Source organism: Comamonas sp. wu1-DMT (genome assembly GCF_040187805.1).
Classification (GTDB): domain Bacteria; phylum Pseudomonadota; class Gammaproteobacteria; order Burkholderiales; family Burkholderiaceae_C; genus Comamonas; species Comamonas thiooxydans.
In genome coordinates this window covers 23894-47961 of record NZ_JBANEM010000026.1, presented here as the reverse complement: position 1 = coordinate 47961, position 24068 = coordinate 23894, and the positions used below count along the sequence as shown (strand labels likewise).

The window sequence follows — 24068 nt, the reverse complement described above, 5'->3', positions numbered from 1 at the left end:
AAGAGCCAATTAATGCTGCAAACAATTGGCCCCCAATCTGACTAATCAGGCGGCGCAGCACAGGACTTCACCGGCAGGCATAAACGCACCACCAGCCCTGTCACCGCTTCTGGCGCCAGGCCGCTGTGCACCTGCTCGAATGCATAGCCCTTATGCTGCTGCCACTGGGCCAAGGGCAGCAGCTCTAGCTCACCGTCGCTGCACTGTGCAATGCGCTGCACTATCGCCAGCCCCAGACCGCTGCCATGGGCCTGATGCTGCTTGCGCCAGAAGCGCTGGGTCGCCACGGCACAGTCCTCGCTACTCAGCCCGGGCCCATGGTCAATCACTGTGAACTCCACATAACCGGCAGGATTGACAGACATCGTCTGTGGCTTGTCGCCGCCGACCTGCGCCAGCTGCGGAATGTGGCGCAGGCCGAGCAGCACCGCAGAGTCGTCCGGCTCGCCACTTGCCTGCTGCCCATAGCGCAAGGCGTTTTCCATCAGATTGCGCAATGCCGACACCAGCAGGGGCTGAGGCACGGCCACACGCAAGTCCTGCAGCCTGGCGTCATTCAGGGCTTGCTGAGGCAACCAGCGCAAGCGCAGCGAGCCTGAAGGAATGGCCGTGGCGGCCAATCCCCAGGCTTTTTCCAGAGCCTCCCACGCACAGGCGGGCTCGCTACCGCAGGCCATGGCACGAGAGCCTCCTGCACCTTCGCCCACCGGCTGACAATCCAGCCGGGCCAAGAGCAGCAATTGCTCCAGCGTGTGCTGCAAATGCTCCACGCCCTCCCCCGCCTGCTCCAGCGCCTGCCGGGTCATCTGCCACTGTGCGGTCTCCGAAATCGGCCTGGGCGCAGCATCCTCTTTGCCAGCGCCGGGCTGATCCCTCAAAGCGACCATCTGAGACCCCGCATTGGCCACCGCCATCTGCGCCACCTGTACATGGGTTTTGACGGCAGTCAGCGGAGTGCGCAGCTCATGGGCGGCATCGTCGCTCCAGCGACGTTCGCGCTCAATGGCTTTGTGCACGCGCTGCAGCAGGTGATTGATGGTCTGCACCAGTGGCGCCAGCTCCTTGACCTGCCTGCCTTGCGCCACGGGCGAATCGTCTCCGGGCGGACGCTCGCTCAACTCCTGGCGCAGCGACTCAAGGGGGCGCAGGCCGCGTGTCACCCCCCACCACATCAACACCATGCTGGCCAGCAGCGCCAGCACAAAGGGCAGGATGATGGTGTAGGCGAAACCATGTATCAGCCCCTCGCGCACATCGATGCGGTCGGCCGTGGCAATGCGCACGCCATGCTCCTCAAGCACATAGGTACGCCAGGGCTTGCCGCCTTTGGTGATGCTCGAGAAGCCTAGCGGCAGCGGCCCCTGGAAGCTGGGCGCACCCGCAGTGCGAGCCAGCACCTGAGAATCGGTAGGCTCGGCCGCCTGCTCGGAGGCCGTATCTGCGGAGTCCTCGGCGCGGCCGGTCTTTGCAGTTTTGGCGCGCGGTGCATCCAGCGGAGATGCCGGAATCAGGGCTGGGCGAGCCGCCTTGCCGCTCGCCTCGTCCGACACAGCATCTGCATCCATAGCATCATGTGTAGGTGCGGTATGCACTTCGCTGCGAATCATGCTGACCTCGCAAGCCACACCATCACGAGCCACCACATTGAGCATGGGACCCCAGTCCTCGGGACTGGTGTTGTGCGGCTTGAACTGGTGAACAATGCCCGCCACCATGCGGGCCGATGCAATCAGCCGGTCGTCGAGCACGGAACGCAGCTCATGCCTCATGTCGGCAAACATCCATGCTGCCACACCGCCCCATAGAGTGCACAGCGCCAGACACAGCCAGACCAGCAAACGGACCCGCAGGCTGCGCATCAGCAACTGCCTCCCTGCACGCGCCCTAATCTGAAGCCCACACCACGCACGGTCTCCACCATGTCCGAGCCCAGCTTGCGACGCAGATGGTGCACATGCACATTGACCGCGTTGCTTTCCACATCAAGGCTGTAGCCATAGAGGCTGTCGCGCAGTTGCTCCAGGCTCAGCACTCGCCCGGGCGACTGCAGCAGCGCGCGCAGCAACGCCCATTCACGACGCGACAGGTCCACGATGCTGCCCTCCCGTATGGCCTGGCCGGCGGCCAGATCCACTTTGACATCGCCCAGCACAATCCAGTCCACGGTACGCCCCGCCGCCAGTCGCAGCAGCGCATGCAGCCGCGCCGCCAGCTCGTGCAGATCGAAGGGTTTGACCAGATAATCGTCAGCTCCGGTCTGCAAGCCTTCGATGCGCTGGTCCACTGCATCACGTGCGGTCAGCACCAGCACCGGCAGCTCCAGCCCCTGACGGCGCCACCGCGCCAGCAGATGCAGACCGTCCTCATCGGGCAGACCCAGATCCAGCACACATACATCGAAGTGGGAGGATTTGAGTGCCGCATCAGCCTGGCTGGCGCAACCCACCACGTCCACGCCAAAGCCCTGTAGCTGCAGGCCCGCCTTCACCCCGCTGGCGACCAAAGCGTTATCTTCCACTAACAGCACATGCATTTTTTCACTGCGCAACCGCCACCCGCACCATCACATCCGGAGATGTGAGTACCTGTTACGCACCTTGTTTATCCGAAGCGGTCGAGCATCGCAGATTTGTCTTTTCGCAGCGTTAACCCCTGCTTAATCCCTTGCGCCCAAGATGCGGGGCTGCCTCATCCAAGACACTCAGCCACCACCATTCATGTCTCTTCGCTCTGCCGCAGCCTTCGTTCTGCTTTCAGTCCTGCTGACGGGAATGACTGCCTGGGCACAGCCGCTGACCCTGCCCGGCCTGAGTGCCGACAAGCCCGCTGCGCAACCCGAAGTCCTGACTGCTGAACAGGCTTTCGAGCTGGTCCACACCGAGCAAAGCGCCATCCAAACAGAGGCTGATGGCCGCCGCCTGCTGGAGCTGCGCTGGAATATTGCTCCTGGTCACTATCTCTACCGCGACCAGTTGCGCCTGCTCGATGCTCAGGGTCAGCCAATACCGCTGCAGATCCCCGAAGGTCGGACCCTGAGCGATGCCTTCTTTGGCCGTGTGCAGGTCTTTCACCGGGAGTTGCGCATTCAGGCTGCGCTGCCTGAACGGCCGGCACAATGGCCGCTGGAGCTGCAATGGCAGGGCTGTGCCGAGATAGGCATCTGCTACCCGGTACAGCAGCAGAGCATCAGCGCCGCTCAAGCAGGCATGGACGGGAATGCGGATGCCCCGACTCCAGCCCTTGACGAAGGCAATACCGAAGCAGCTCAACCCGGCTTGTTGCAGGCACTGGCCTTGCCCGCCAGTGTGCGGATAGGCCCTCTCGCTCTGCCCACCATGGCTCTTGCCGCATTTCTGGCATTGTTTGCCAGCCAGTGGTGGGCGCGGCTCAGGCAGCGGCAAAGCAATCAGCCTGTAGAGACTGTGCTGCTTCACGCCACGCTTGCCGGACTGGTGGCGGCGCGCACGGCCTACGTCGTGCAATGGTGGCCCGAGTACTGGGGGCCCGTGAGCGCATCTCCCTCCAGCGTGCTGCAGATTCTGGATATTCGCGACGGTGGCTGGAACCTTTGGGCCGGACTGCTGGTGGCGGTTCTCTGGGCAGCCTGGAGCTGCCGCAGCCATGCACTCCTGAAACGTGGCGTGCTGCAGTCCCTGGGTGTGGGTGCGTTCATCCTGATCGCAGCTTACACATTGCGAAATTGGGTTGAGCCTTCAGAGTCTTCACTCCCCTCTCTGACGCTGGTCAGCGCTGCCGCTCAGCCCACGGATCTGCGCAGCTACGGCGGTCAACCGCTGGTCATCAACCTCTGGGCCAGTTGGTGCCCGCCCTGCAAGCGCGAGATGCCGGTACTGGCCCAAGCGCAAAAAGACCATCCAGGTGTGCGTTTCATCTGGATCAACCAGGGTGAAGACGCCGCTGCAGTGCTGCGCTATTTGCAGTCCATGCCTCTCCCCCCAGCCCAGGTGCTCCTGGACCCAGAGCAGCTCGCCGGTCAGCACTGGCAGCAGCGCGCCCTGCCATCCACCTATTTCTATGACGCGAACGGACGCCTGCGGTCCACGCGTACGGGGGAGCTCTCCCGCGCAAGCCTGAGCGAGCAGTTGCGCATCATTGCGCCTCCAACACAGGCCCCATGACTCAAGATGGACAAAGGTTTATCGTGCCACGTTTACAGCCCCTGTCACGCCAATGGATGGCGCTGATCCTCCCCATCTTCGCTGCAGCCGCAGCCACCGTAGTCGCCGTGGCCTATACCCGCGACGTGATTGCCGCCAGTGGCGCTGCAGCAAGCGGTGCGGCAAGCAGCGACCTGCCCTCAGCGCAGTTTCTCGCCGAGCAAGGCCTGCAGATCGTGGGCCCCATGCAAAGCGCCGGCGGCCTCAAGGCCTGGGCCGCCTACCGCGACCAGCAGCCCATCCCCATCTACCGCATGCCTGACGGCAAGCACTGGGTGATTGGCACCGTCATCGATGCCCAGGGCAAGGATGTCAACGCCAAAGCCTTGCACAACGCCGTGCAAAAGCCCATGGGCCAGGAGTTCTGGACCGATCTGGAGCGTACACACTGGATTGGCGACGGCAAGCCCGATGCCGCCCGCATCGCCTATGTGTTCACCGATCCCAACTGCCCTTATTGCAACCAGCTCTGGCGCGATGCCAGGCCACTGGTGCAAGCTGGCCAGCTGCAGTTGCGCCATATTCTGGTGGGCATGCTGCGCCCCAGCAGCGAAGGCAAGGCCGCCGCCATTCTGGCCTCCAAGGCACCCGAGCAGGCTCTTGCCAGCCATGCCATGGCCTATGCCGACGCTCATGGCAAGAATCCCGATGTCCTGGGTATTGCACCGCTGCAGCGCATCCCCCTGTCGGCCCGCGATGCACTAGCCAACAACGCCGCGCTGATGAGCAATGCAGGCCTGCGTGCCACACCCGCGACGATCTGGAAGAATGCCCAGGGGCTGGTGCAGATCCGCACCGGCATGCCGCCCGGGCTGCTGGACGAGTTGATGGACAAAGCTCCCGCCAAGTCGCCAGCACATTAGGATTCAAGTCACCGCATAGCCCCTGCACAGAATTTGCAAGCGGCTATCATCGCGCTAGCAAATCTGCCCCAACACCATGAGCCGACCTGACTGGAACACCCTGCTGCCCGCCCTGCGCCCCAGCACCCGCATCGTGCTGCACGCACCCAGCACGCAAGCACTGATCCGCGCACGCGGCAACTTCAAGAACCTGAAAGCCGCCAACCCCGAGTTGGAAGTCTGGATTGTCGTCAATGCCCAGGCCGTGCAAGCCGTGCTGGACCAGCCGGACGACATGGGTCCTGCTCTGGCACATGTGCTGCTGTGCCCCAACACGCTCAGGAACGCCGGCATCAGCGCACCGGACAATATTCAGGTGCTGCCCATGGGCGCCGTCGAAGCCATCGCCCGCATGCAGCAAGGTGGCTGGACCTATATCCGCAGCTGAGCAGGCTGCGGCATCGACACTCCAGAGCCGTGCGCACTCCGGGCTAAAGACCCCAGTCCTTGAGCGCAGGCAACGCCAGCTGAGTTGCGGCATAGCCTTCATCGATGGACTCGCGCCCCCGGTAGAAGTCCATCAGCCCGACATGCGAGAGACGCGGAGCAATCAGCACCTCGGCCGGGTCACCCGCCATGCGGCTGCGGGTGATGCGCATCTGCATGATGTTGACACTGGCCATGACCACATTGACCAGCGAGGGCACAGGCACAGAAGCACCGTCCTCGGCATCTCCCTCCCCCTTGCGCCCCCTGCGCATGACGGATGAGGACAATGTCTTCACGCTCGTCATACTGCGCATCCATGCGCCCGCCCAACCGAGCGGTGAGCCATTCGCCGCCAGCGCTTCAGGAATCTGGCCCAGCGGCACCGGAGGCTCTTCCTCATCCAGATGCAGCTGCGAGACCCTGAGCTCGCGGGAATGCAGGTTGATCTCGCTCTCGCTCATGTCAACGGGCTTCATATGTCTGCGCATGATGTCGGCATTCAAATCGACGGCGATGACGATGTCCGCACCCATGGCGCGCGCCAGCGACACCGGCACCGGGTTGACCAGACCGCCATCGACCAGCAGCCGCCCCTCTCGCATCACCGGAGTGAACAGGCCGGGCAAGGCGATGGAAGCACGCACGGCTTCGGCAATCGAGCCCTTGCGCAGCCAGACCTCGGCACCTGTCTGCAGATCGGTGGCCACGCAGCCGAACGGCGTGCCCAGTTGCTCCACGGTTTCCTGGACGAAATTCTCGCGCCAGAACTCGATGATCTTCTCGCCCTTGAGCAATCCGCCGCCCAGATTGAAGTCCATGAAGCCGAAGACCTTGCGCTTGCCCAGGCCCAGTACCCAGCTCTCGAAGGCATCCATTTCGCCGGCGGCATAGGTTGCACCGACCAATGAGCCAATAGAGGTGCCGCAGATGATGTCGGGGCTGACACCGGCCTCGCGCAGCGCGCGCAGCACGCCAAAATGCGCCCAGCCTCTTGCGGAGCCGCTGCCCAGGGCCAGGCCCACCACGGGTTTACGTCGCAATTTGTTCATGTAGCCTCCTTGCTGCTTCTACAGCCGACTCAACCGGGCTGCTCGCCCCTTAGCAGAGCCAGCATGCCAGCTTCGTCCAGCACGGGCACGCCCAACTCCTCGGCCTTGGCCAGCTTGCTGCCCGCCTCGGCACCTGCGACCACATAGCTGGTCTTTTTGCTGACCGAACCCGAAACCTTGGCACCCGCCGCCTCCAGCATATCCTTGGCGGCGTCGCGGCCCAGCGTGGGCAAGGTGCCGGTCAGCACCACGGTCAGGCCGGCCAGAATCTGAGGAGCCTTCTCGGCCGGCTCACCTTCCTCCCAATGCACACCGCAGGCGCGCAGTTGCTCCACCACCTCGCGGTTATGGGGCTGGGCAAAAAAGGTGTGAATGCTGTCTGCCACCACCGGCCCGACATCCTTGACTTGCAGCAACTCCTCCACGCTGGCGTCCATGATGGCGTCGAGCTTGCCGAAATGCTTGGCCAGATCCCTGGCCGTGGATTCGCCCACATTTCGAATGCCCAAGCCAAACAGAAAGCGCTGCAGCGTGGTGCTCTTGGATTTTTCCAGGGCTGCCAGCACGTTCTGGGCCGATTTCTCGGCCATGCGATCCAGCGCTGCCAGCGAGCTCAGGCCCAGCCTGTAAAGGTCAGGCAGCACGCGCACCACCTGGGCATCCACGAGCTGATCGACCAGCTTGTCGCCCAGACCTTCGATGTCCATGGCACGGCGATGCGCAAAGTGCAAGATTGCCTCCTTGCGCTGTGCGCCACAGAACAGGCCGCCCGTGCAGCGGTGGTTGGCCTCGCCTTTTTCACGCACCACCTCGCTGCCGCAGATGGGACAGGTCTTGGGCATGCGGAAGTTGGGCACATAAGCAGGCCGCTCGCCCGGCACCCGTCCCACCACCTCGGGGATCACGTCGCCCGCACGGCGCACTATGACCTGATCGCCCACGCGCACACCCTTCTTGCGGATGTCGAACAGATTGGACAGCGTGGCATTGGTCACCACCACACCGCCCACCTGCACAGGAGCCAGGCGGGCCACGGGCGTCAACTTGCCCGTGCGCCCCACCTGCACATCGATGGCTTCCATGAGCGTAGGCATCTCCTGCGCCGGGTATTTGTGCGCCACGGCCCAGCGCGGCTCGCGCGACTTGAAGCCCAGCTGACGCTGCAGTGCCAGGCTGTTGACCTTGTAGACCACGCCGTCGATTTCATAGGGCAGATTGGCGCGCTCGGCACCAATGCGCTCGTGAAACGCTACCAGTTCAGAAGCACCCAGCGCAATACTGACTTGCGGTGCAACCGGAAAGCCCCAGGACTTCAAAGTCTGCAGCATGGCGTAGTGCGTGCCGAAGTCCGGCCCGCCCTGCTGCGGCGGCGTGATCTCGCCCAGACCATAGGCGAAGAACGACAGCGGACGCTGGGCCGCGATATTCGAGTCGAGCTGACGGACCGATCCGGCCGCCGCATTGCGCGGATTGGCAAAGGTCTTGGCACCTGCGGCCTGCTGGCGCGCGTTGAGCTTGTCCAGATCGGCCTTGGCCATATGCACCTCGCCTCGCACCTCCACCACGGGGGGTACATCGCGGCCTGCGGACAGGGTCAGGGGAATCTGGCGAATGGTACGGATATTGTGCGTGACGTCTTCCCCCACCTCGCCATCGCCGCGCGTGGTGGCCTGCACCAGGCGACCGTTTTCATAACGCAGATTCATGGCCAGGCCATCGAACTTGGGCTCGGCCACATATTCGATGGCTGCAGCGGACTCATCCAGCCCCAGCTCCTTGCGCACACGCTGGTCGAAGGCAATGGCACCCGTGGCCTCGTTATCGGTCTCTGTCTGGATGCTCAGCATGGGCACGGCATGGCGAACCGGAGTCAAACCGTCCAGCACCGCACCGATCACGCGCTGCGTGGGAGAGTCCGGCGTAACGAGTGCGGGGTAAGCCCCCTCCAGCGCTTCGAGTTGCTGATAGACGCGGTCATATTCCCCGTCGGGAACCGTGGGCGTATCGAGTACATAGTACTCATGTGCCCATTGATGGAGTTGGGCGCGCAATGCCGCCACCTTGCTCGTCACGCTTTCGGGCACGCCTGCATTGATAGCTGTCGATGGCTTCTGGCCCTGGGGTTCAGCGGAAAAAAGATCTAAATTCTCGGTCATGCTCTGCCCGCTGGAAATTCAAAGTCCGGGATAAAAAAGGCCAACATTGTTGGCCTGTTTGTTTTAGCTGAAAAGCCTTCTGGCAAGAAGTGAGCCGGCCGACAGCTCTGCGCTGTCGAGCTTGTCGTAGAGCAGCTCCAGGTCATGCTGAATCGGGTCCAGCGCCGAGACCGGCAGCAGATAGCCGTTCTGGTCGCAGAGCACGCCGTCCATGGTCTGGCACAGTTGCTCCGCCACCTGACGCAGGCGCGCAAACGGCTGCTGCCCGCGCGGCACCTGGGCCACGTCCAGGCTGAGCAGGAATTCGCGCACGACGGACTGATCCAGATCATCGCCCATGGCGGCCTGGGGGTCGTAGTTCAGCACCAGCACCGGAGGCAGGCCCTGGATGGGCGAGGCAAGCACCATGCGGCCCGGCATGGGCGTGATGACAAAGCCCAGGCGCTGGGCATTTTGCTGGACATAACCAGCACTCCAGGACGCCTGACGCGCACGCAGCATAAAGCTCAGCTGCGCATCGTGCTCGCTGGCGAACTGATCGAGCTCGCGTGCACGCGAGACCTCGTTGAGCATATTGGGCACGTCGGCCATGGCGCCCAACGCATCGGCGAAACGCTGCACCTTGGTGACGAACTCCGAAAACTCGATCTCGTTGAGTGCACCGGTACGGTTGGCCAGCTGGACACCGGCCTGAAAGCCCAGATAGCGCTGGCCGGTCTGCAACGGCTCCCACTGCTTGCTGTCCTGGTTCATGCCTTCAATGGCAAAGGGCTTGTTGCCGGCACGGCGGGTACTGGGCTGGGCCTGCAAGGCCACTTCACCAGGAACAATCTGGGCCACGGTGATCGGAGCAATCGCATCGATCAGCGCATCCAGATGGCCGCGTCGCTCCACTGACGGGGCGGGAGGAATCGAGGCGGCCAGAGGAGCGTCCGTCAACACGGGCTCCACAGCCTGCACGGCCTGCTCGGTCACTGCAGCAATGGCTGCATCCGTGCCCTGAGCGTTCACCTCTTGCACAGCATGCGCAGCCTCGGTCGTCTCGGCTTTGTGCTGGGCGGCCGCCAGAGCTTCCTGACGCTGCGCTTCCTCATGGGCTTCGCGCGCCACCAGGCGGGCCAGCTCGGCATCGGCTTCGGCAAAGCGACCTGCGGATTCGGGCATCTGCAGGGGCTCGGTACCGGGAATGGCCTTGCCGAAATCCCCCAGCACGGGCTCATGCTGGTATTTGGTCAGGTCCGCACCATGACCGACGGTGTTCATTCCGGGCTCGAGGCGCTGAGGATCTGTGCTTTCTTCCTCAGGCTCGGCCCGCTTGGGCGCATTGCGACGCGCAGTCCAGGAGTTGTAGGCAACGATCAGCGCCAACAGCACCACACCCAGGACGGCCAGACTGATTTGCAAGTTACTCATGTGAGAAAACGGTTCTTCAATAGGGGATGACCGGGCTCAGGATAGCTCAGCCATGGAGAGGGCGGACTCCATGTCCACCGCAACAATTCGTGAAACGCCCTGTTCCTGCATGGTCACACCAATCAGCTGCTCAGCCATCTCCATGGCGATCTTGTTGTGACTGATGAACAGGAACTGGGTTCCCTTGCTCATGCTGTAAACCAGCTTGGCATAACGTTCGGTATTGGCGTCGTCCAGCGGAGCATCCACCTCGTCCAGCAAACAGAATGGCGCTGGGTTGAGCTGGAAGATGGCAAACACCAGCGCAATCGCGGTCAGCGCCTTCTCGCCGCCCGAGAGCAGGTGAATGGTCTGGTTCTTCTTGCCGGGCGGCTGAGCAATCACCTGCACCCCGGCGTCGAGAATCTCGTCGCCAGTGATCACCAACTTGGCCTGACCGCCACCGAACAGCTCGGGAAACATGCGGCCAAAATGGCGATTGACGATGTCGAAGGTGCCGGTCAGCAAATCCCGCGTCTCGGCATCGATCTTGCGAATGGCTTCTTCCAAGGTGTTCATGGCCTTGGTCAGATCATCCATCTGCGCATCGAGGAAGGTCTTGCGCTCACGCGCCAGGGTCAACTCATCCAGCGCGGCCAGATTCACGGCCCCCAGGGCCTGGATTTCGCGGTGCAGGCGGTCGATTTCACCTTGCAGGCCGTGCATGCGCACATTTCCTTCGGCAATCGACTGAGCCACAGCAGCCAGATCGGCCTCGGCTTCGGTCAGCAGATTGCTGTACTGCTCCAGTCCCAGGCGCGCGGCCTGTTCCTTGAGCTGGAATTCGGTGATGCGCTGACGCAGCGGGTCCAGTGCCTTTTCCAGGCTCTGGCGGCGCTCGTCGCTGGCACGCAGCTTATTGGTCAGATCCTCATATTCGCTGCGGCGCTCGGCGACGTCTTTTTCGCGCTGCATCTTCAGATCCAGCGCATCCTGCAGGCCGCCCTGCGCTGCGGCATCAGACAGTCTTGCCAGTTCGTCCTGAGCGCGTTGCTGCTCCTCGGCCAGGGACTTGGCCTGCTGGCTGGCGGTTTCGATGGTGCGCGACAGCTCGGCGCGACGCGCGTGCAGCGTGCGCTGCGAGAAGGTCGCCTCCTGGGCCTGACGCTCCAGACTGCGCAACTGCTCGCGCGATTCGTTCAGGCGGCGCTCGGCCTCCAGCACGCGATCCCCCAGCTGGGCATGGCGCTCCTGGCTGTCGGCCAACTGCATGTCCAGCTCTTCAAAGCGGGCCTCGGCGGCGACCTTGCGCTCTTCGATATCGGAGAGCTGGGTTTCGACTTCGGACAGATCCGCCGAAATTTGCGCATTGCGTGCGCGCGCCTGCTCGGCCAGTTGAGACAGGCGCAAGGTCTCGACCTGCAGCTCATGGGCACGGCTTTGCGACTCGCTCGCTTCGCGGCGTGCGGACACCAGACGCTGCGAGGCATCGGCATAAGCGCTTTCGGCGCGCACCAAGGCCGAACGCGATTCATCGGCGATCAGCGCCTGGGCGCGGACTTCCTTTTCCAGGTGCTCGATTTCCTGCGCCCGCGCCAGCAGCCCCGATTGTTCGGAGTCCTGCGCATAAAAGGTCACGCTGTGCGCGGTCACCGCATGGCCGGTGGGCACATAAATGGTCTCGCCAGCCTGCAGATCGGCACGCTTGGCCAGGGCCTCGTCGAGCGTGGGCGCGGTATAGCAGCCCGTCAGCCAGTCCACCAGCACGGCGCGCAGGCCGGCATCATTGATCTTGAGCAGATCGCTGAGACGCGCAAAGCGCGCAGCCACAGGTGCTCCCGCTGCCTGAGCCTGGCTGAAAAAGGCCAGCCGGGCCGGCGGAGCGTCCAGCCCCCCGGAGCCCAGAAAACCGCGCACCATGTCGAGGCGACCGACTTCCAGCGCACCCAGACGTTCGCGCAGTGCGGCTTCCAGCGCATTTTCCCAGCCCGACTCGATGGCTATGCGGCTCCACAGGCCTTGCATGCCGTCCAACCCATGCTTGGCCAGCCAGGGCTGAAGCTTGCCATCGGTCTTGACCTTTTCCTGCAAGGCCTTGAGCGCATCCAGCCGCGCCGACAGATCGGCGTGACGACTGTTTTCGGCATTCACGGCCTGCTGGCGTGCGCGCCTATCCTCATCGAGTTGCGGCACGCTGTCCTGCAACTCATTGAGGACGGCATCGGCCATCTCGGCCAGCTCCTGCGTCTCGGCCAGCTGCGCCTGCAAATTGTTCAGGCGCGCTTCGTCCGGCGTTTCCAGTGCATTGCGGTCGGCCCGCAAACGTTCGTAACGGGTTTCAAACTGACGGCGCTGCTCATCGAGACTGCGCTGCTCGGCGGCCAGCACCTGAATCTGCTGCTGCACCTGCACCACCGAGTTGCGCTGGTCTGCATCGGCTTTCTGCGCCTTATGCAGAGAATCTTCCAGATCGGGCAGGCGGGTGCTTTGCTCCTCGAGCTGGGCAGCCAGCATCTCGGCCTGCTCTTCGGCATCCATGCCCGCACCCTCGATGTTCTCGATCTCGCCCTGGGCCTCTTCGCTGCGGCTGCTCCACAGCAGCAGTTGCTCGGCCAGTTGCTGCAGACGCAGTTGCACGCGCTGACGGCCTTCGACCACATAGCGGATTTCGGCCTCCAGCTTGCCGACCTCGGCCGTGGCTTCGTAGAGCTTGCTCTGCGCCTGATTGACCTGATCGCTGGCGTCGTAGTGCGACTGGCGCAGGGTCTCGAGTCCGCTCTCGTTGTTGCGGATATCGGCCATGCGCTCTTCGAGCTCGTTGACGACCTTGAGGCCTTCGACACGCACGCGGTCCTGCTCGGCCTCGGCATCGGCCCGCTTCATGAACCACAGTTGGTGCTGCTTGAGCGTGACCTGGGCGTTCAGGCCGTTGTACTTGGCCGCAACTTCGGCCTGCTTTTCCAGCTTGTCCAGATTGGCATTGAGCTCGCGCAGAATGTCTTCCACACGGGTGAGGTTCTCGGTCGTGGCCGAGAGGCGGTTTTCCGTCTCACGACGACGCTCCTTGTACTTGGAAACCCCGGCCGCTTCTTCGAGGAACAGGCGCAGCTCTTCAGGGCGCGACTCGATGATGCGGCTGATCGTGCCCTGACCGATGATGGCGTAGGCACGCGGTCCCAGACCCGTGCCCAGAAACACGTCCTGAACGTCGCGACGACGCACGGGCTGGTTGTTGATGAAGTAGCTGCTGTTGCCCTCGCGCGTGAGCACGCGCTTGACGGCGATTTCGCCGAACTGCCCCCACTGACCGCCCGCGCGGTGGTCGCTGTTGTCGAAGGTCAGCTCCACACTGGCACGGCTGGACGGCTTGCGATGCGTGGTGCCGTTGAAGATCACGTCCTGCATGGACTCGCCACGCAGCTCGCTGGCCTTGCTCTCCCCCAGCACCCAGCGCACCGCATCCATGATGTTGGACTTGCCGCAACCGTTGGGCCCCACCACGCCGACCATCTGCCCCGGCAGAATGAAATTGGTGGGCTCGGCAAAGGATTTGAAGCCGGAGAGCTTGATGGAATTCAGGCGCACGGTGTCGGTGTCGGTCTAGAGGCTGGCCAGCAAAGGCTTGTGATTGGGAAAGAAAAACGGCAAAAGCGGTTGCACAAACGCAAAACTTGAAAAAGCCCTGTTCTTGCTCGCAACCGTCAACAGACGGGAATCATAACGCGGCCTGCCCCCTCGTCAGCCAAGATTGCTGCATACACGCAAACCATAGCGGCCTGCGCAGGATCGGCAAGGGATTGGGGCAGATTTTGATCAAATAAGAGAGCAGCGGATGCCTCAGGTGCGCGGCTGAAAAGCAATCAAACCCGCCCCCAGCAGACAGACGGCCACCCCTGCCATATCCCAGACGCTGGGTTTGATGCCATCCACCAGCCACAGCCACAGAAGCGCCACGCTGATGTAGATGCCGCCGTAGGCCGCGTAGACACGACCCGAGGCCGAGGGATGCAAAGTCAGCAGCCAGACAAACAAGGCCAGGCTGACCGCGGCGGGCAGCAACAGCCAGGCGCTGCCGCCCTGCTTGAGCCAGAGCCAGGGCAGGTAGCAGCCCACAATCTCCGCCACGGCGGTCAGGACAAATAACAGCAGGGTCTTGATTTCAGGCAATTCAATCTCTCACACAGCGAAATGCGGGCATTGTAGAGAGCATGAACCGCCTCAGCGCATGGACACCGGACTGAGAGCCGGCGTCGGAGATCCCGGCACATTGCCATTGGTGACCAGGCTCTCGAACTCGCTGACCGGCACGGGCGGGCTCATCAGATACCCCTGCCACGCATAGCAGCGTATGCCTTCGAGAAAACGGCACTGCGCCTGGGTCTCCACGCCTTCGGCGATCACATGCAGACTCAGGCTCTTGGCCAGAGCCACAATGGTGCGGGCAATGGCCGCGTCATTGGGATCGGTCAGCACGTCACGCACAAAGCTGCGGTCGATCTTGAGCTGGTCCAGCGGCAACCGTTTCAGATAGGACAGCGAGGAATAGCCGGTACCAAAGTCGTCCAGCGAAAATCCGATGCCGTAGGACTTCAGGCGCATCATCTTGGCGATGGTGTCGTCCACGTCGGAGACCAGCATGCCTTCGGTCAGCTCCAGCTTGAGCCGACGCGCATCGGCCCCATGCTCGGCCAGCGCCTTGAGCACCTGTTCGACAAATCCGCTCTGATGGAACTGCTTGGGACTGACGTTGACCGAGAGCACCAGTTGCGCATAACGGGGGTGCTTGGCCCATTTCGCCAGTTGCTGGCAGGCGGCTTGCAGCACCCAGTCGCCCAGGGGGAGGATGACGCCTGTTTCCTCGGCCAGCGGAATGAAATGCGCAGGAGGGACAAAGCCTTTTTCAGGATGCTTCCAGCGCAGCAGACCTTCGGCGCCAATCACTTTGCCCATCTCCACCTGGGGTTGATAGAACAGCTCGAATTCACCGGCCTGCAGACCGGCACGCATGTCCTGCTCAAGCGTACGGCGTTCCTGCAGCGCCGATTGCAGCTGAGGGTCGAAGAAGCAACTGACATTGCGCCCCTGGCTCTTGGCCTGGTACATGGCCATTTCAGCGCGGCGCTGCACTTCTTCACCCGTCAGCTCTGGCTCGCCAAACAGGCTCAGGCCCATGCTGACGGTAATGGAGCGCGGAATGCCGCCGATCTCTATGGGCTCACGCAAGCGGCTCAGCCACTGGTCGGCCTGCTGCTCCAGCCTGGCGGCAGCCGCCACGGAATCGCTGCCAAGGTCCTCGATCAGCAGCACAAAATCATCGCCGCCCTGACGAGCAATCGTGGCCCCTGGAGGAAGCAGACCACGGATGCGCTGACTCATCGACTGCAGCAGCAAATCGCCCTGATCCAGGCCATAGGTCTCGTTGAAGGCTTTGAAGTTGTCGATATCCAGCAGCACCACACCACCAAAATGGGCCTTGCGTTGCGCCACGGCCAGAGCCTGTTGCAGCCGATCAGCCAGCAGGCGCCGGTTGGGCAGGCCAGTCAAGGCGTCGTAGAAGGCCAGACGGCGGACCTCCTGCTCGGCCGCCATGCGCTGGCTCTGATCCTGCAGCACCATCAAGCACCCTTCGGCTTGCAACACGGCACTGACCGCGACCGGGCGGCGCAGGCCGTCTACCCCACTGAGCATCAATGTCTGCGCAGACACCGTGCAAGCCGACGCCTCGGTGGCGAGCTCGTCCCACTGAGCCTGCACATCGTCGACACGCTCGGATTGGCGCAGCTGCAATGTCCGGCGGGCCTGAGCCTTGGCGACTTCCCAGCGCTGGATGACGCGCTCGCGCTCAGCGGCATCGGGGAACATGCGCTCCCACCACTGCTGGGTTGATACGCCGGGCTTGCCCCCATGGCCAGCCAGACGCAGAAACTCTTCGTTCCAGTAGACCAGGCGCCCATCCAGATCCTCCATGACCAGACCCACCGGAAGTCTTTGCATGAGATTGCGCAACTGCTGATGACCCAGCCGCTCCATCTGCTCGAGGCGCTTGCGCCCGCTGATGTCCTGCACCAGCACCTGCAGGCGCCGTGATTCATGACGTCCGGTCAGAAACGCATTGAGTTCGACCCAGACTGGCGCGCCCTCCTTGGAACGCAGACAGAATTCGCCCGCATTGTGCTGGAACTGCTGCAGGTCCAGTCCTTCAAGCAGTTGCGCACAGTGCGCCTGGTCTTCGGGCATGACCAGCTCCAGCACGCTGCGTCTGTGAATTTCCTGAGCCTCATAGCCCAGCAACTGACAGAAATGCTGGTTGACCTTGAGTACGCTGCGCGTGGCGATATCAAGCTCGAGCACGCCCATGGCCGCCTGCTCGCACATGGCATGAAAGCGCGCATCACTCTCCTGCCTTGCCTGCGCACTGAACTTGAGGCGCCGGCTCCAGCTCCAGCGGCTTTGCCACCAGCCCGAGACCCAGGCAGCCAGCACCAGCCCCGCCAGCAAACCCAGGCCCAACACCAGCCAGGGCAGATACCTCTCAAACCTTCTCTGAGTGCTGAGCGCAGGCTTGAACTGCAGCGACCAGATGCGGTCATACACCTGTATCTGCCGCTCCAGCGGCTTGATCAAGGCAAATTCAGGATGGGTTTCCGCCTCCGCCCACAGTGAGCCAGTGAACAAGATTTCCGCACCGCCAGCAAGCATCGACAGCGGTGTGCTCAGTCTCATGTGGTCCCCACCAGCCTTTGGCGATGGGTCGGCTGGGCTGAGATCCACCAGCTTGAAAGCGACCTGAGGGTAGAGGTTGGCCGGAACCAGCCCCCTCGCAAATTCGCCCAGACGGATCCGGGCATTGAGCGTCCCGAGCGGCTTTCCGGAAGATTTCCCGATCGCGGCGACGCCGCCCCCCTCTTCTGCAGCCCACAGCGGAGCCCGCAACACCACGCCCTTGGGGCTATCGGGCAGTTGCAGAAAGCGAAATGGAGCCGACATCGACATCTGGCGAGAGTTCCACGCCTGCATCAAGGAATGAAATGCCGCCGCCGGCTGACGCGCGTTGCTTCCCGCCAGCGCCTCGTTGCCTATCAACGGCCAGACGTAGGAAACCTCGAAGGCCTGTGAATCACGCGCAACATCGGTGTGCTGCTCCGCAGTCACTGCACGGGTCAGACTCAGGGCCTGCAGCCCCACCAGACTATCCTGACTGAGCAGAGCATGGGCATGCTGGGCAAACACCTGCTGGCCCGCATCCGCATTGCCGGCCATTTGCTCGGCGAGCTTGACGAGCAGACGGTCATAGCTGCCCAGGCGTTGCTCCAAAGCTCGCGTCGCCATATCGGCACTGAGCTGCAAGCGCTGTTGCATGCGCGACTCCTGGCGTTGATGGAGCATCCAGCCCCCCAAACTGCCACAGGAAATTCCAAAACCCAATGCCAGCAGCGCCAACCAGGGTTTACGCATTTTCATCACTGGCTGAGTTGCGAATTGCGACATGCAAAAAACACAAGATTCCTGAGTTGCGAGGTGGCTCCAGTCGGCAGTGGCGCCTTGCAGCAAAGGCTGCAGCACCATGAGCCAAGATGAGGAGCGACATAGTTTGTAGGAGCAAACCTACATCCAAAGAACAGTCACACCAAGTGATTACCCTGAAAGCCTTGGCATGATTGCGTCTGGATTTAGATCAAATCATAGGCATAAGCTTGTATATCCAATACAAAGCGCTGCAAAATCAAGAGCAACCCCAGGTCGCAAAATTGACAAATGTCAATATTTGTCGGAGCTTAGTCCCATTCAGGCCGCATCACAAACCACGGCAACCCGTATCTTTTTAGCAACAATCAAGCAGAACCACAGCGCTCTACCCGGTTATTCCCGCCTGCAAGCGCCTGCGGTTTGTCCACCGGCAATAAAGCAACCATGTCACAACGCACGACCCTGCTGATCGTCTACCACTCACTGACTGGCGGCACACTCCAGATGGTTGAAGCGGCCAGCACCGGCGCCCAGCAGGAGGAATCCGTCGAGGTCCGCGTGCTGCATGCCTCCCAGGCCGGCCCGCAAGACCTGCTGCAAGCTCAGGGCTATCTGTTTGCCACACCGGAGAATCTGGCCGCCATCAGCGGTCTGATGAAGGACTTCTTCGATCGAAGCTATTACGGCGTGCTCGACCGGATACAGGGCCGACCCTATGCCAGTTTGGTCTGCGCCGGCAGCGACGGTCATAACGCAGCCAGGCAGATGGAACGCATTGCCACCGGCTGGCGCCTGAAGGCCGTGGCAGAGCCGCTCATCATCTGCACCCATGCCCAGACGCCGGAGGCCATACTCGCCCCCAAACAGATACCGTCCGCCGATTTGCAGCGCTGCGAAGAATTGGGGCAATCACTGGCCACGGGACTGGCCTTGGGCATTTTTTAGAAAAACAAGGGTTTGCCCGCATCATTCCGGGCAGGACAGGCTCCATACAAAGGCAAAAATGGAGCCTTCGAATCGGCTTGTATAAATGTGCCATCATTGCTTGCGCACGCTTTTCCCCGATGCGCGCTCCCATGCAGGCATAGTCTGCGACTTCACCAGCTCTTGCGTCCATGATTGAACCAGACACCGCACGCCCCAAGCGCACGCCACGCGGCCCCAGTCCACAAAAGACCCAGGCCACACGCCGCTCCATCGTGGCGGCTGCGTTTGCAGAATTTCTGGAACACGGCTATGCGCGTGGCACCACGGCTTCGGTTGCACAGCGCGCAGGACTGTCCAAGGTCACGCTGTTTCGCTATTTCGACAGCAAGGAAGCCTTGTTCGAGGCAGTGATCCAGACACATATCGCCTCTGCCGCCGTGGCCTTGCAGTCCAGCCCCATGCACGAGCATGAATCGGTGGGCGAGTATCTGCTGCGCACGGTGGGGGCTGCGGCAGAGGTCATCGACAGCAGCGGCCGCTCTGCCACGGCCAGGCTGGTCGTCGCCGAAGGCCTGGAGTTTCCGCTGCTGGCGCAGATGTATCGCCGCTACGTGCACGATGCCCTGCTCGAGCATTTCACCCGGCTCGCGCAGCTGGCCGCCAAACGTGGCGAACTCAAGGCGCCCGAGCTGGTGCAGCACCCGGAATTGCTGCTCGCACCGCTGTGGCTGGCGATGATGAACAACACCGTCATCCATCCCGAAGTGCCCATGAATGCTGGAACCCTGTTCCGACTCCAGGTGGCTCTGCTATTCAAGATGCCATGACCTTGGATGTTGACGCGCCGAAATTTCAATGAAATCCGGCTCAATCGCTTTCTGGTAAAGCGCTAGTAGCTATCAAAAAACAAAGCCGCAGTCTTTCAGGCTGCAGCTTTTTTTTATCGAGCGAGTCCGCCCATCAACCCTGCTGTGCGGCCTCGTCCCCGCCCAGCGCCTTCCACAGAGTCACACGGTTGAGCTGCTCAGACAGGCGCAGGCCTATCAGGGTCTGCTGCGCGGTATAGAGGCTGCGCTGCGCATCCAGCACCGTCAGATAGTTGTCCACGCCGGCCTTGAAGCGAGCATTCGACAAATCGAAGGCTTTTTGGGTATTGGCCACCATGCTTGTCTGGGCGGCCAGCCGCTCATCCCACTGGGCTCGGTCGGCCAGCACATCCGCCACCTCCTTGAAGGCTGTCTGCACGGACTTCTCGTACTGACTCAGTGCAATGCGCTGATTGCTTTCGGCCACTTGCACATTGGCGCGGTTGCGACCGCCATCAAAAATCGGCAGCTTGACCAGAGGGATGAAACTCCAGGTGCTGTTGTTGTTACCGAACAAACGGTCCAGCTCGTTGCTGCCGGTACCGACACTGCCAGTGAGCGTGATGCTGGGAAACAGCGCCGCTCTGGCTGCGCCGATATTCGCGTTCATGGCCTTCAGATTGCGCTCGGCGGCCTGCACATCGGGACGCTTGAGCAGTACCGATGATGGCAGGGGTACGGGCACGACCTTGAGAGCCGCCGTGTCTGCCGCGCCCGCCAGGGTCTGCGCAGTAGGTAGCAGTTGCACGGGCACCGCCCCCCCCCACCAGCAGTTGCAGGGCATTGCGATCTCTGTCGACCTGGGAGGTATAGCTGGCCACATCGCCGCGCGCCGTATCGACCGTGGTCTGGTTCTGAGCCAGCACCAAACCGGAGGTCGAGCCCAGTTCATGCATGCGCCGTGTCAGCTCAAAAGCCTTGATGCGGCTGTCCAGCGTGTCCTTGGCCAGCTGCAGGCGCGCCTGATCGGCCGCCAGCGTCAGCCAGGCATTGGCGACATCGGCCACCAGGCCGATCTGCACATTGCGCCGGTTGTCCTGGCTTTGCAGAAACTGCTGCAGCGAGGCTTCGCTCAGATTGCGGATGCGCCCCCACAGGTCCAGCTCATAGCTGGCGAAACCCAGCTGAGCCGTGTATTGCTCGGTGATGCTGGAACGCCCGGCCGTCGTCAGATCCCCTGCGGTGCGCGTGCGATTGCTCTGCGCCTGGGCCGTGATGCCAGGCAGCAGATCGGCTCTTGTGATGCCGTACTGGGCGCGCGCCTTCTCGATGTTTTCCAGCGCGGCACGCAGATCGCGATTGTTGCTCAGCGCCAGCGCCACCACCTCGCGCAGCTGCGGCGACTGCAACCATTGCAGCGCCTGGGCCTGTTGCAGCGCCGCCTCGCTCGCCTGGGCCGGCAAGGCGTTGCCTGAGACAGTCTCGGGCACGGGCAGATCAGGCGTTTTATAGGCCGGAGCCAGATTGCAGCCCGCCAGCAAGGCCGTCACTGCGGCGGCCGCCATGGTCGAAAATTTCATGCTCGGGCGCCTCATGCTGCGCTCTCCTTGTTGACGTCAGGTGCCTCATCGCTGCGCGAGCGGCTCTTGAACCAGCTGCGAACCAGCAGGAAGAACACCGGCACGAGGAAGATACCCAGCACCGTCGATGCCACCATGCCGCCCAGCACGGCCGTGCCGATGGCATTGCGACCACCAGCGCCAGCGCCGGTGCCGATGGCCAGCGGGATCACGCCGAAACCAAAGGCCAGAGAAGTCATCAGGATGGGTCGCAGACGCAGGCGCACGGCTTCCACAGTCGCATCGAACAGCTTCTTGCCCTGCTCCTGCAGCTGCACCGCAAACTCCACGATCAGGATCGCGTTCTTTGCCGCAAGACCCACGGTCGTGAGCAGACCGACCTGGAAATACACATCGTTGGTCAAGCCACGCGTATAGGTCGCCAGCAGTGCGCCGACCACACCCAGCGGCACGGCCAGCATCACCGACAGCGGCACCGTCCAGCTTTCATAGAGTGCAGCCAGGCACAGGAAGACGAACAGAATCGAGATGGCATACAGCATGGGCGCTTGCGCACCGGACTGGCGCTCCTGCAGAGAAGCGCCTGTCCATTCGTAGGCAATGCCGTTGGGCAGCTTCTTCAAGATATCTTCCACCGTCTCCATGGCGGTACCCGAGCTGATGCCGGCTGCGGCACGGCCTTCGAACTCATAGGCCGGGCTGCCGTTGTAGCGCAGCAGCTGGGGTGAGCCGTAGGCCCAGTAGCTTTTGGAGAAGGCTCCGAAAGGCACCATCTCGCCCTTGTTGTTGCGCACCGTCCATTTGGCGATATCGGTGGGCAGCATGCGGTACTGGGCATCGCCCATGATGTAGACACGCTTGACACGACCATTGTTCAAGAAGTCGTTCACATAGGTGCCACCCATGGCGCTGGAGAGCACGCTGTTGATGTCGCTGTACGCCAGTCCCAGCGCAGCGGCCTTGCGCTCATCCACATCCACGCGCAGCTCGCTGGCGTCTTCCAGATTGGTCGTGCGCACGGCAGTCAGCAGATTGTTGGCGCGCATTTCGCCAAGCACCTGATCACGCGCGGCGAGCAGTGCCTCGTGGCCCACACCATTGATGTCCTTGATCATGAAGTTGTAGCCCGAACTCGAACCCAGGCCGCGCACTGCAGGCGGCAGCACCACTTGCACGCGCGCATCACGGATGCTGGCCAGCTCCCTGGTCGCCTTGTTCGCAATGGCCGCGGCTGATTGAGAAGGCAGCGGACGCATGCTCCAGGGCTTCAGACGGATGAAGCCGCGCGCCGAACTCTGGTCGCCGTTGAGACCGGACACCTGGTTGAAGCTGATCACATCCGGCTGCTTGGCCAGGTACTCGCGCACCTGGTCAAGCACTTCCTGAAGACGGGCATTCGAAGCACCGGAAGGCAGGTTCACGTTGACGTAGACAAAGCCCTGGTCCTCATCGGGCAGAAAGGAAGTGGGCAGCTTGGCCATCAGCAGCCAGACCGCGGCCAGCACGGCCAGGAAGATCAGCATCATGCGCTTGGCCCGGCCCAGGCTGAAGGCCACGGTGCTTTGGTAGCGATTGGCGGCGGCATCGAAATTGCGGTTGAACCAGCGGAAGAACCGGTCGTTGATGCCCAGCACCCCGGAGCGTATGGGACGCTCATGGCCGTCGCCATGGCTGCGATCCGGTGCCTTGAGAAGCGTGGCGCACAGCGCCGGTGTCAGCGTCAGGGCCACGAACACGGACAGCGCCATGGCCGCCACGATGGTGATGGAGAACTGGCGATAGATCACACCCGTGGAGCCGCCAAAGAAGGCCATGGGCACAAACACCGCCGACAGCGTGACCCCGATGCCGACCAGCGCAGGCGTGATTTCCTTCATGGACTGGCGCGTCGCCTCCTTGGGAGACTTGCCCGTCTCGTGCATCACCCGCTCCACGTTCTCGACCACCACGATGGCATCGTCCACCAGCAGGCCGATGGCCAGCACCATGGCAAACATGGTCAGGGTATTGATGGAGAAGCCCGCGACGGACAGCACGCCGAAGGTCCCAAGCAGCACCACCGGCACGGCAATGGCGGGGATCAGCGTGGCGCGGAAGTTCTGCAGGAACACGAACATCACGATCACCACCAGCACCATGGCCTCGCCCAGCGCATGCACCACTTCGCTGATCGAGGCCCGCACAAAGGGCGTGGAGTCCGAACTCACGAAATAGTCGATCTGATTGGGAAAGAAGGGCTTGAGCTCGGCCAGCTTGGCCGCCACTGCATCCGACACCGCCATGGCGTTGGCACCATCGGCCAGGATGATGCCCATGCCTGCGCCCGGCATACCATTGAGCTTGGCCTGGATGGAGAGATTGTCGGCCCCCAGTTCCACCCGGGCCACGTCCTTGATGGTGACGACCGAGCCGTCATTCGAAGACTTGAGCACGATGTCCTCGAACTGCTCCACGGTCTTGAGCTTGGTACGCGCCGTAATGGTCGCGTTCAGCTGCTGGTTCTGCACCGCGGGCAAGGCCCCCAGCTGACCCGCCGAGACCTGGGCATTTTGCGCGTTGAGCGCGCTGCTCAGATCGGAGGGGATCAGCCCGTACTTCTCCATCTTGGCGGGGTCCATCCAGATGCGCATGGCATAGGGCGTGCCGAAGACGTTGATGTCACCGACGCCTTCGATGCGACCGATGATGTCCACCAAATTGCTGTTGATGTAGTCGCCGATGTCCACTGCGGTCACATCTTCATCGGGCGAATAGAAGCTGTAGGTGACCAGAAAATCCTGGCCGCCCTTGTTGATGAAGACGCCACGCGTCTTCACGGAGTCCGGCAGGCGGTTGACCGCGCCCTGGATCTTGTTTTGCACCTGCACCTGCGCCACGTCGACATTGGTGCCCGGAGCAAAGGTCAGCGTGATGCGAGCCTGACCGGAGGCATTGCTGGTCGAGCTCATATAGAGCATGTTGTCGATGCCTTTGATCTGCTGCTCGATGATCTGCGTCACCGAGTTTTCGACCGTCTCGGCCGAAGCACCCGTGTACTGGGCGCCGATGGTCACGCGGGGTGGAGCGATCTCGGGATACTGCTCCAGCGGCAGCAGCTTGATCGACAAAGCCCCGGCCAGCATGATGATGATGGCGATGACCCACGCAAAGATGGGCCGGTTGATGAAGAACTGAGCCATGTG

14 protein-coding genes and 1 pseudogene are annotated in these 24068 nt (G+C 62.4%); 5 read left to right on the top strand and 10 right to left on the bottom strand.

Annotated features, from left to right (window positions below; all coding sequences use genetic code 11):
- Positions 1-41: 41 nt before the first annotated feature.
- Both V8Z78_RS24350 and V8Z78_RS24345 read right to left on the bottom strand, forming a co-directional pair.
- A complete protein-coding gene (locus V8Z78_RS24350; RefSeq protein WP_349732307.1) occupies positions 42-1859 on the bottom strand; it encodes an ATP-binding protein in 1818 nt (605 codons plus the stop codon).
- Complete coding sequence (locus V8Z78_RS24345) at positions 1859-2533, bottom strand: response regulator (protein WP_349732306.1); 675 nt, start codon at positions 2531-2533, stop codon at positions 1859-1861. Before V8Z78_RS24345 ends, V8Z78_RS24350 begins: the two co-directional genes overlap by 1 nt.
- Before the next feature lie 238 nt (positions 2534-2771).
- Here V8Z78_RS24345 and V8Z78_RS24340 point away from each other — a divergent pair, with 238 nt between their 5' ends.
- The 3 genes from V8Z78_RS24340 to V8Z78_RS24330 all read left to right on the top strand — a co-directional run bounded on the left by V8Z78_RS24340 (position 2772) and on the right by V8Z78_RS24330 (position 5468).
- Positions 2772-4139 carry a prolipoprotein diacylglyceryl transferase family protein gene (locus V8Z78_RS24340; protein WP_349732305.1) on the top strand — a complete coding sequence of 456 codons (1368 nt, stop codon included), beginning with the start codon at positions 2772-2774 and terminating at the stop codon, positions 4137-4139.
- 56 nt (positions 4140-4195) lie between these two features.
- Entirely contained in the window at positions 4196-5041 is an 846-nt protein-coding gene (gene dsbG, locus V8Z78_RS24335) for a thiol:disulfide interchange protein DsbG (RefSeq protein ID WP_052052741.1), read from the top strand.
- A 76-nt stretch (positions 5042-5117) separates the two neighbouring features.
- A complete protein-coding gene (locus tag V8Z78_RS24330; RefSeq protein WP_012838692.1) occupies positions 5118-5468 on the top strand; it encodes a DsrE family protein in 351 nt (116 codons plus the stop codon).
- 43 nt (positions 5469-5511) lie between these two features.
- Here V8Z78_RS24330 and V8Z78_RS24325 read toward each other — a convergent pair whose 3' ends face one another.
- The 6 genes from V8Z78_RS24325 to V8Z78_RS24300 all read right to left on the bottom strand — a co-directional run bounded on the left by V8Z78_RS24325 (position 5512) and on the right by V8Z78_RS24300 (position 17465).
- Complete coding sequence (locus tag V8Z78_RS24325; protein ID WP_003062395.1) at positions 5512-6558, bottom strand: patatin-like phospholipase family protein; 1047 nt, start codon at positions 6556-6558, stop codon at positions 5512-5514.
- A gap of 29 nt (positions 6559-6587) precedes the next feature.
- A complete protein-coding gene (gene ligA / locus V8Z78_RS24320; protein WP_012838694.1) occupies positions 6588-8714 on the bottom strand; it encodes an NAD-dependent DNA ligase LigA in 2127 nt (708 codons plus the stop codon).
- A 63-nt stretch (positions 8715-8777) separates the two neighbouring features.
- Positions 8778-10127, bottom strand: coding sequence for a hypothetical protein (locus V8Z78_RS24315; protein ID WP_003062398.1), 1350 nt, complete (start codon positions 10125-10127; stop codon positions 8778-8780).
- A gap of 36 nt (positions 10128-10163) precedes the next feature.
- Positions 10164-13691, bottom strand: a complete 3528-nt coding sequence (gene smc, locus V8Z78_RS24310) for a chromosome segregation protein SMC (RefSeq protein WP_349732304.1) — start codon at positions 13689-13691, stop codon at positions 10164-10166.
- Positions 13692-13943: 252 nt separating this feature from the next.
- Entirely contained in the window at positions 13944-14273 is a 330-nt protein-coding gene (locus V8Z78_RS24305; RefSeq protein ID WP_003062402.1) for a YnfA family protein, read from the bottom strand.
- 51 nt (positions 14274-14324) lie between these two features.
- Positions 14325-17465, bottom strand: a complete 3141-nt coding sequence (locus V8Z78_RS24300; protein WP_349732303.1) for a bifunctional diguanylate cyclase/phosphodiesterase — start codon at positions 17463-17465, stop codon at positions 14325-14327.
- A 552-nt stretch (positions 17466-18017) separates the two neighbouring features.
- Between V8Z78_RS24300 and V8Z78_RS24295 the strand changes: the two genes are divergently transcribed.
- On the top strand, positions 18018-18518 hold the full coding sequence (locus tag V8Z78_RS24295) for a flavodoxin family protein (protein ID WP_224648310.1): 501 nt from the start codon (positions 18018-18020) through the stop codon (positions 18516-18518).
- Positions 18519-18688: 170 nt separating this feature from the next.
- Positions 18689-19327: a TetR/AcrR family transcriptional regulator gene (locus V8Z78_RS24290; protein WP_003062413.1), complete on the top strand. Its 639-nt coding sequence runs from the start codon at positions 18689-18691 to the stop codon at positions 19325-19327.
- Between the two features lie 133 nt (positions 19328-19460).
- Here the strand turns inward: V8Z78_RS24290 and V8Z78_RS24285 are convergent.
- Together V8Z78_RS24285 and V8Z78_RS24280 are read right to left on the bottom strand one after the other, a co-directional pair.
- A pseudogene (locus V8Z78_RS24285) lies at positions 19461-20901 on the bottom strand (efflux transporter outer membrane subunit).
- A complete protein-coding gene (locus tag V8Z78_RS24280) occupies positions 20898-24065 on the bottom strand; it encodes an efflux RND transporter permease subunit (RefSeq protein WP_349732302.1) in 3168 nt (1055 codons plus the stop codon). Before V8Z78_RS24280 ends, V8Z78_RS24285 begins: the two are co-directional and overlap by 4 nt.
- Positions 24066-24068: the final 3 nt, after the last annotated feature.

What these genes read in the sequence shown, in the direction of transcription:
- V8Z78_RS24350 (WP_349732307.1), bottom strand. Translation starts at nt 1,859, where the DNA reads ATGCGCAGCCTGCGGGTCCGTTTGCTGGTCTGGCTGTGTCTGGCGCTG.
- ligA (WP_012838694.1), bottom strand. Translation starts at nt 8,714, where the DNA reads ATGACCGAGAATTTAGATCTTTTTTCCGCTGAACCCCAGGGCCAGAAG.
- V8Z78_RS24295 (WP_224648310.1), top strand. Translation starts at nt 18,018, where the DNA reads ATGTCACAACGCACGACCCTGCTGATCGTCTACCACTCACTGACTGGC.
- V8Z78_RS24315 (WP_003062398.1), bottom strand. Translation starts at nt 10,127, where the DNA reads ATGAGTAACTTGCAAATCAGTCTGGCCGTCCTGGGTGTGGTGCTGTTG.
- V8Z78_RS24325 (WP_003062395.1), bottom strand. Translation starts at nt 6,558, where the DNA reads ATGAACAAATTGCGACGTAAACCCGTGGTGGGCCTGGCCCTGGGCAGC.
- V8Z78_RS24345 (WP_349732306.1), bottom strand. Translation starts at nt 2,533, where the DNA reads ATGCATGTGCTGTTAGTGGAAGATAACGCTTTGGTCGCCAGCGGGGTG.
- V8Z78_RS24340 (WP_349732305.1), top strand. Translation starts at nt 2,772, where the DNA reads ATGACTGCCTGGGCACAGCCGCTGACCCTGCCCGGCCTGAGTGCCGAC.
- V8Z78_RS24330 (WP_012838692.1), top strand. Translation starts at nt 5,118, where the DNA reads ATGAGCCGACCTGACTGGAACACCCTGCTGCCCGCCCTGCGCCCCAGC.
- V8Z78_RS24280 (WP_349732302.1), bottom strand. Translation starts at nt 24,065, where the DNA reads ATGGCTCAGTTCTTCATCAACCGGCCCATCTTTGCGTGGGTCATCGCC.
- V8Z78_RS24290 (WP_003062413.1), top strand. Translation starts at nt 18,689, where the DNA reads ATGATTGAACCAGACACCGCACGCCCCAAGCGCACGCCACGCGGCCCC.
- dsbG (WP_052052741.1), top strand. Translation starts at nt 4,196, where the DNA reads ATGGCGCTGATCCTCCCCATCTTCGCTGCAGCCGCAGCCACCGTAGTC.
- V8Z78_RS24300 (WP_349732303.1), bottom strand. Translation starts at nt 17,465, where the DNA reads ATGCAACAGCGCTTGCAGCTCAGTGCCGATATGGCGACGCGAGCTTTG.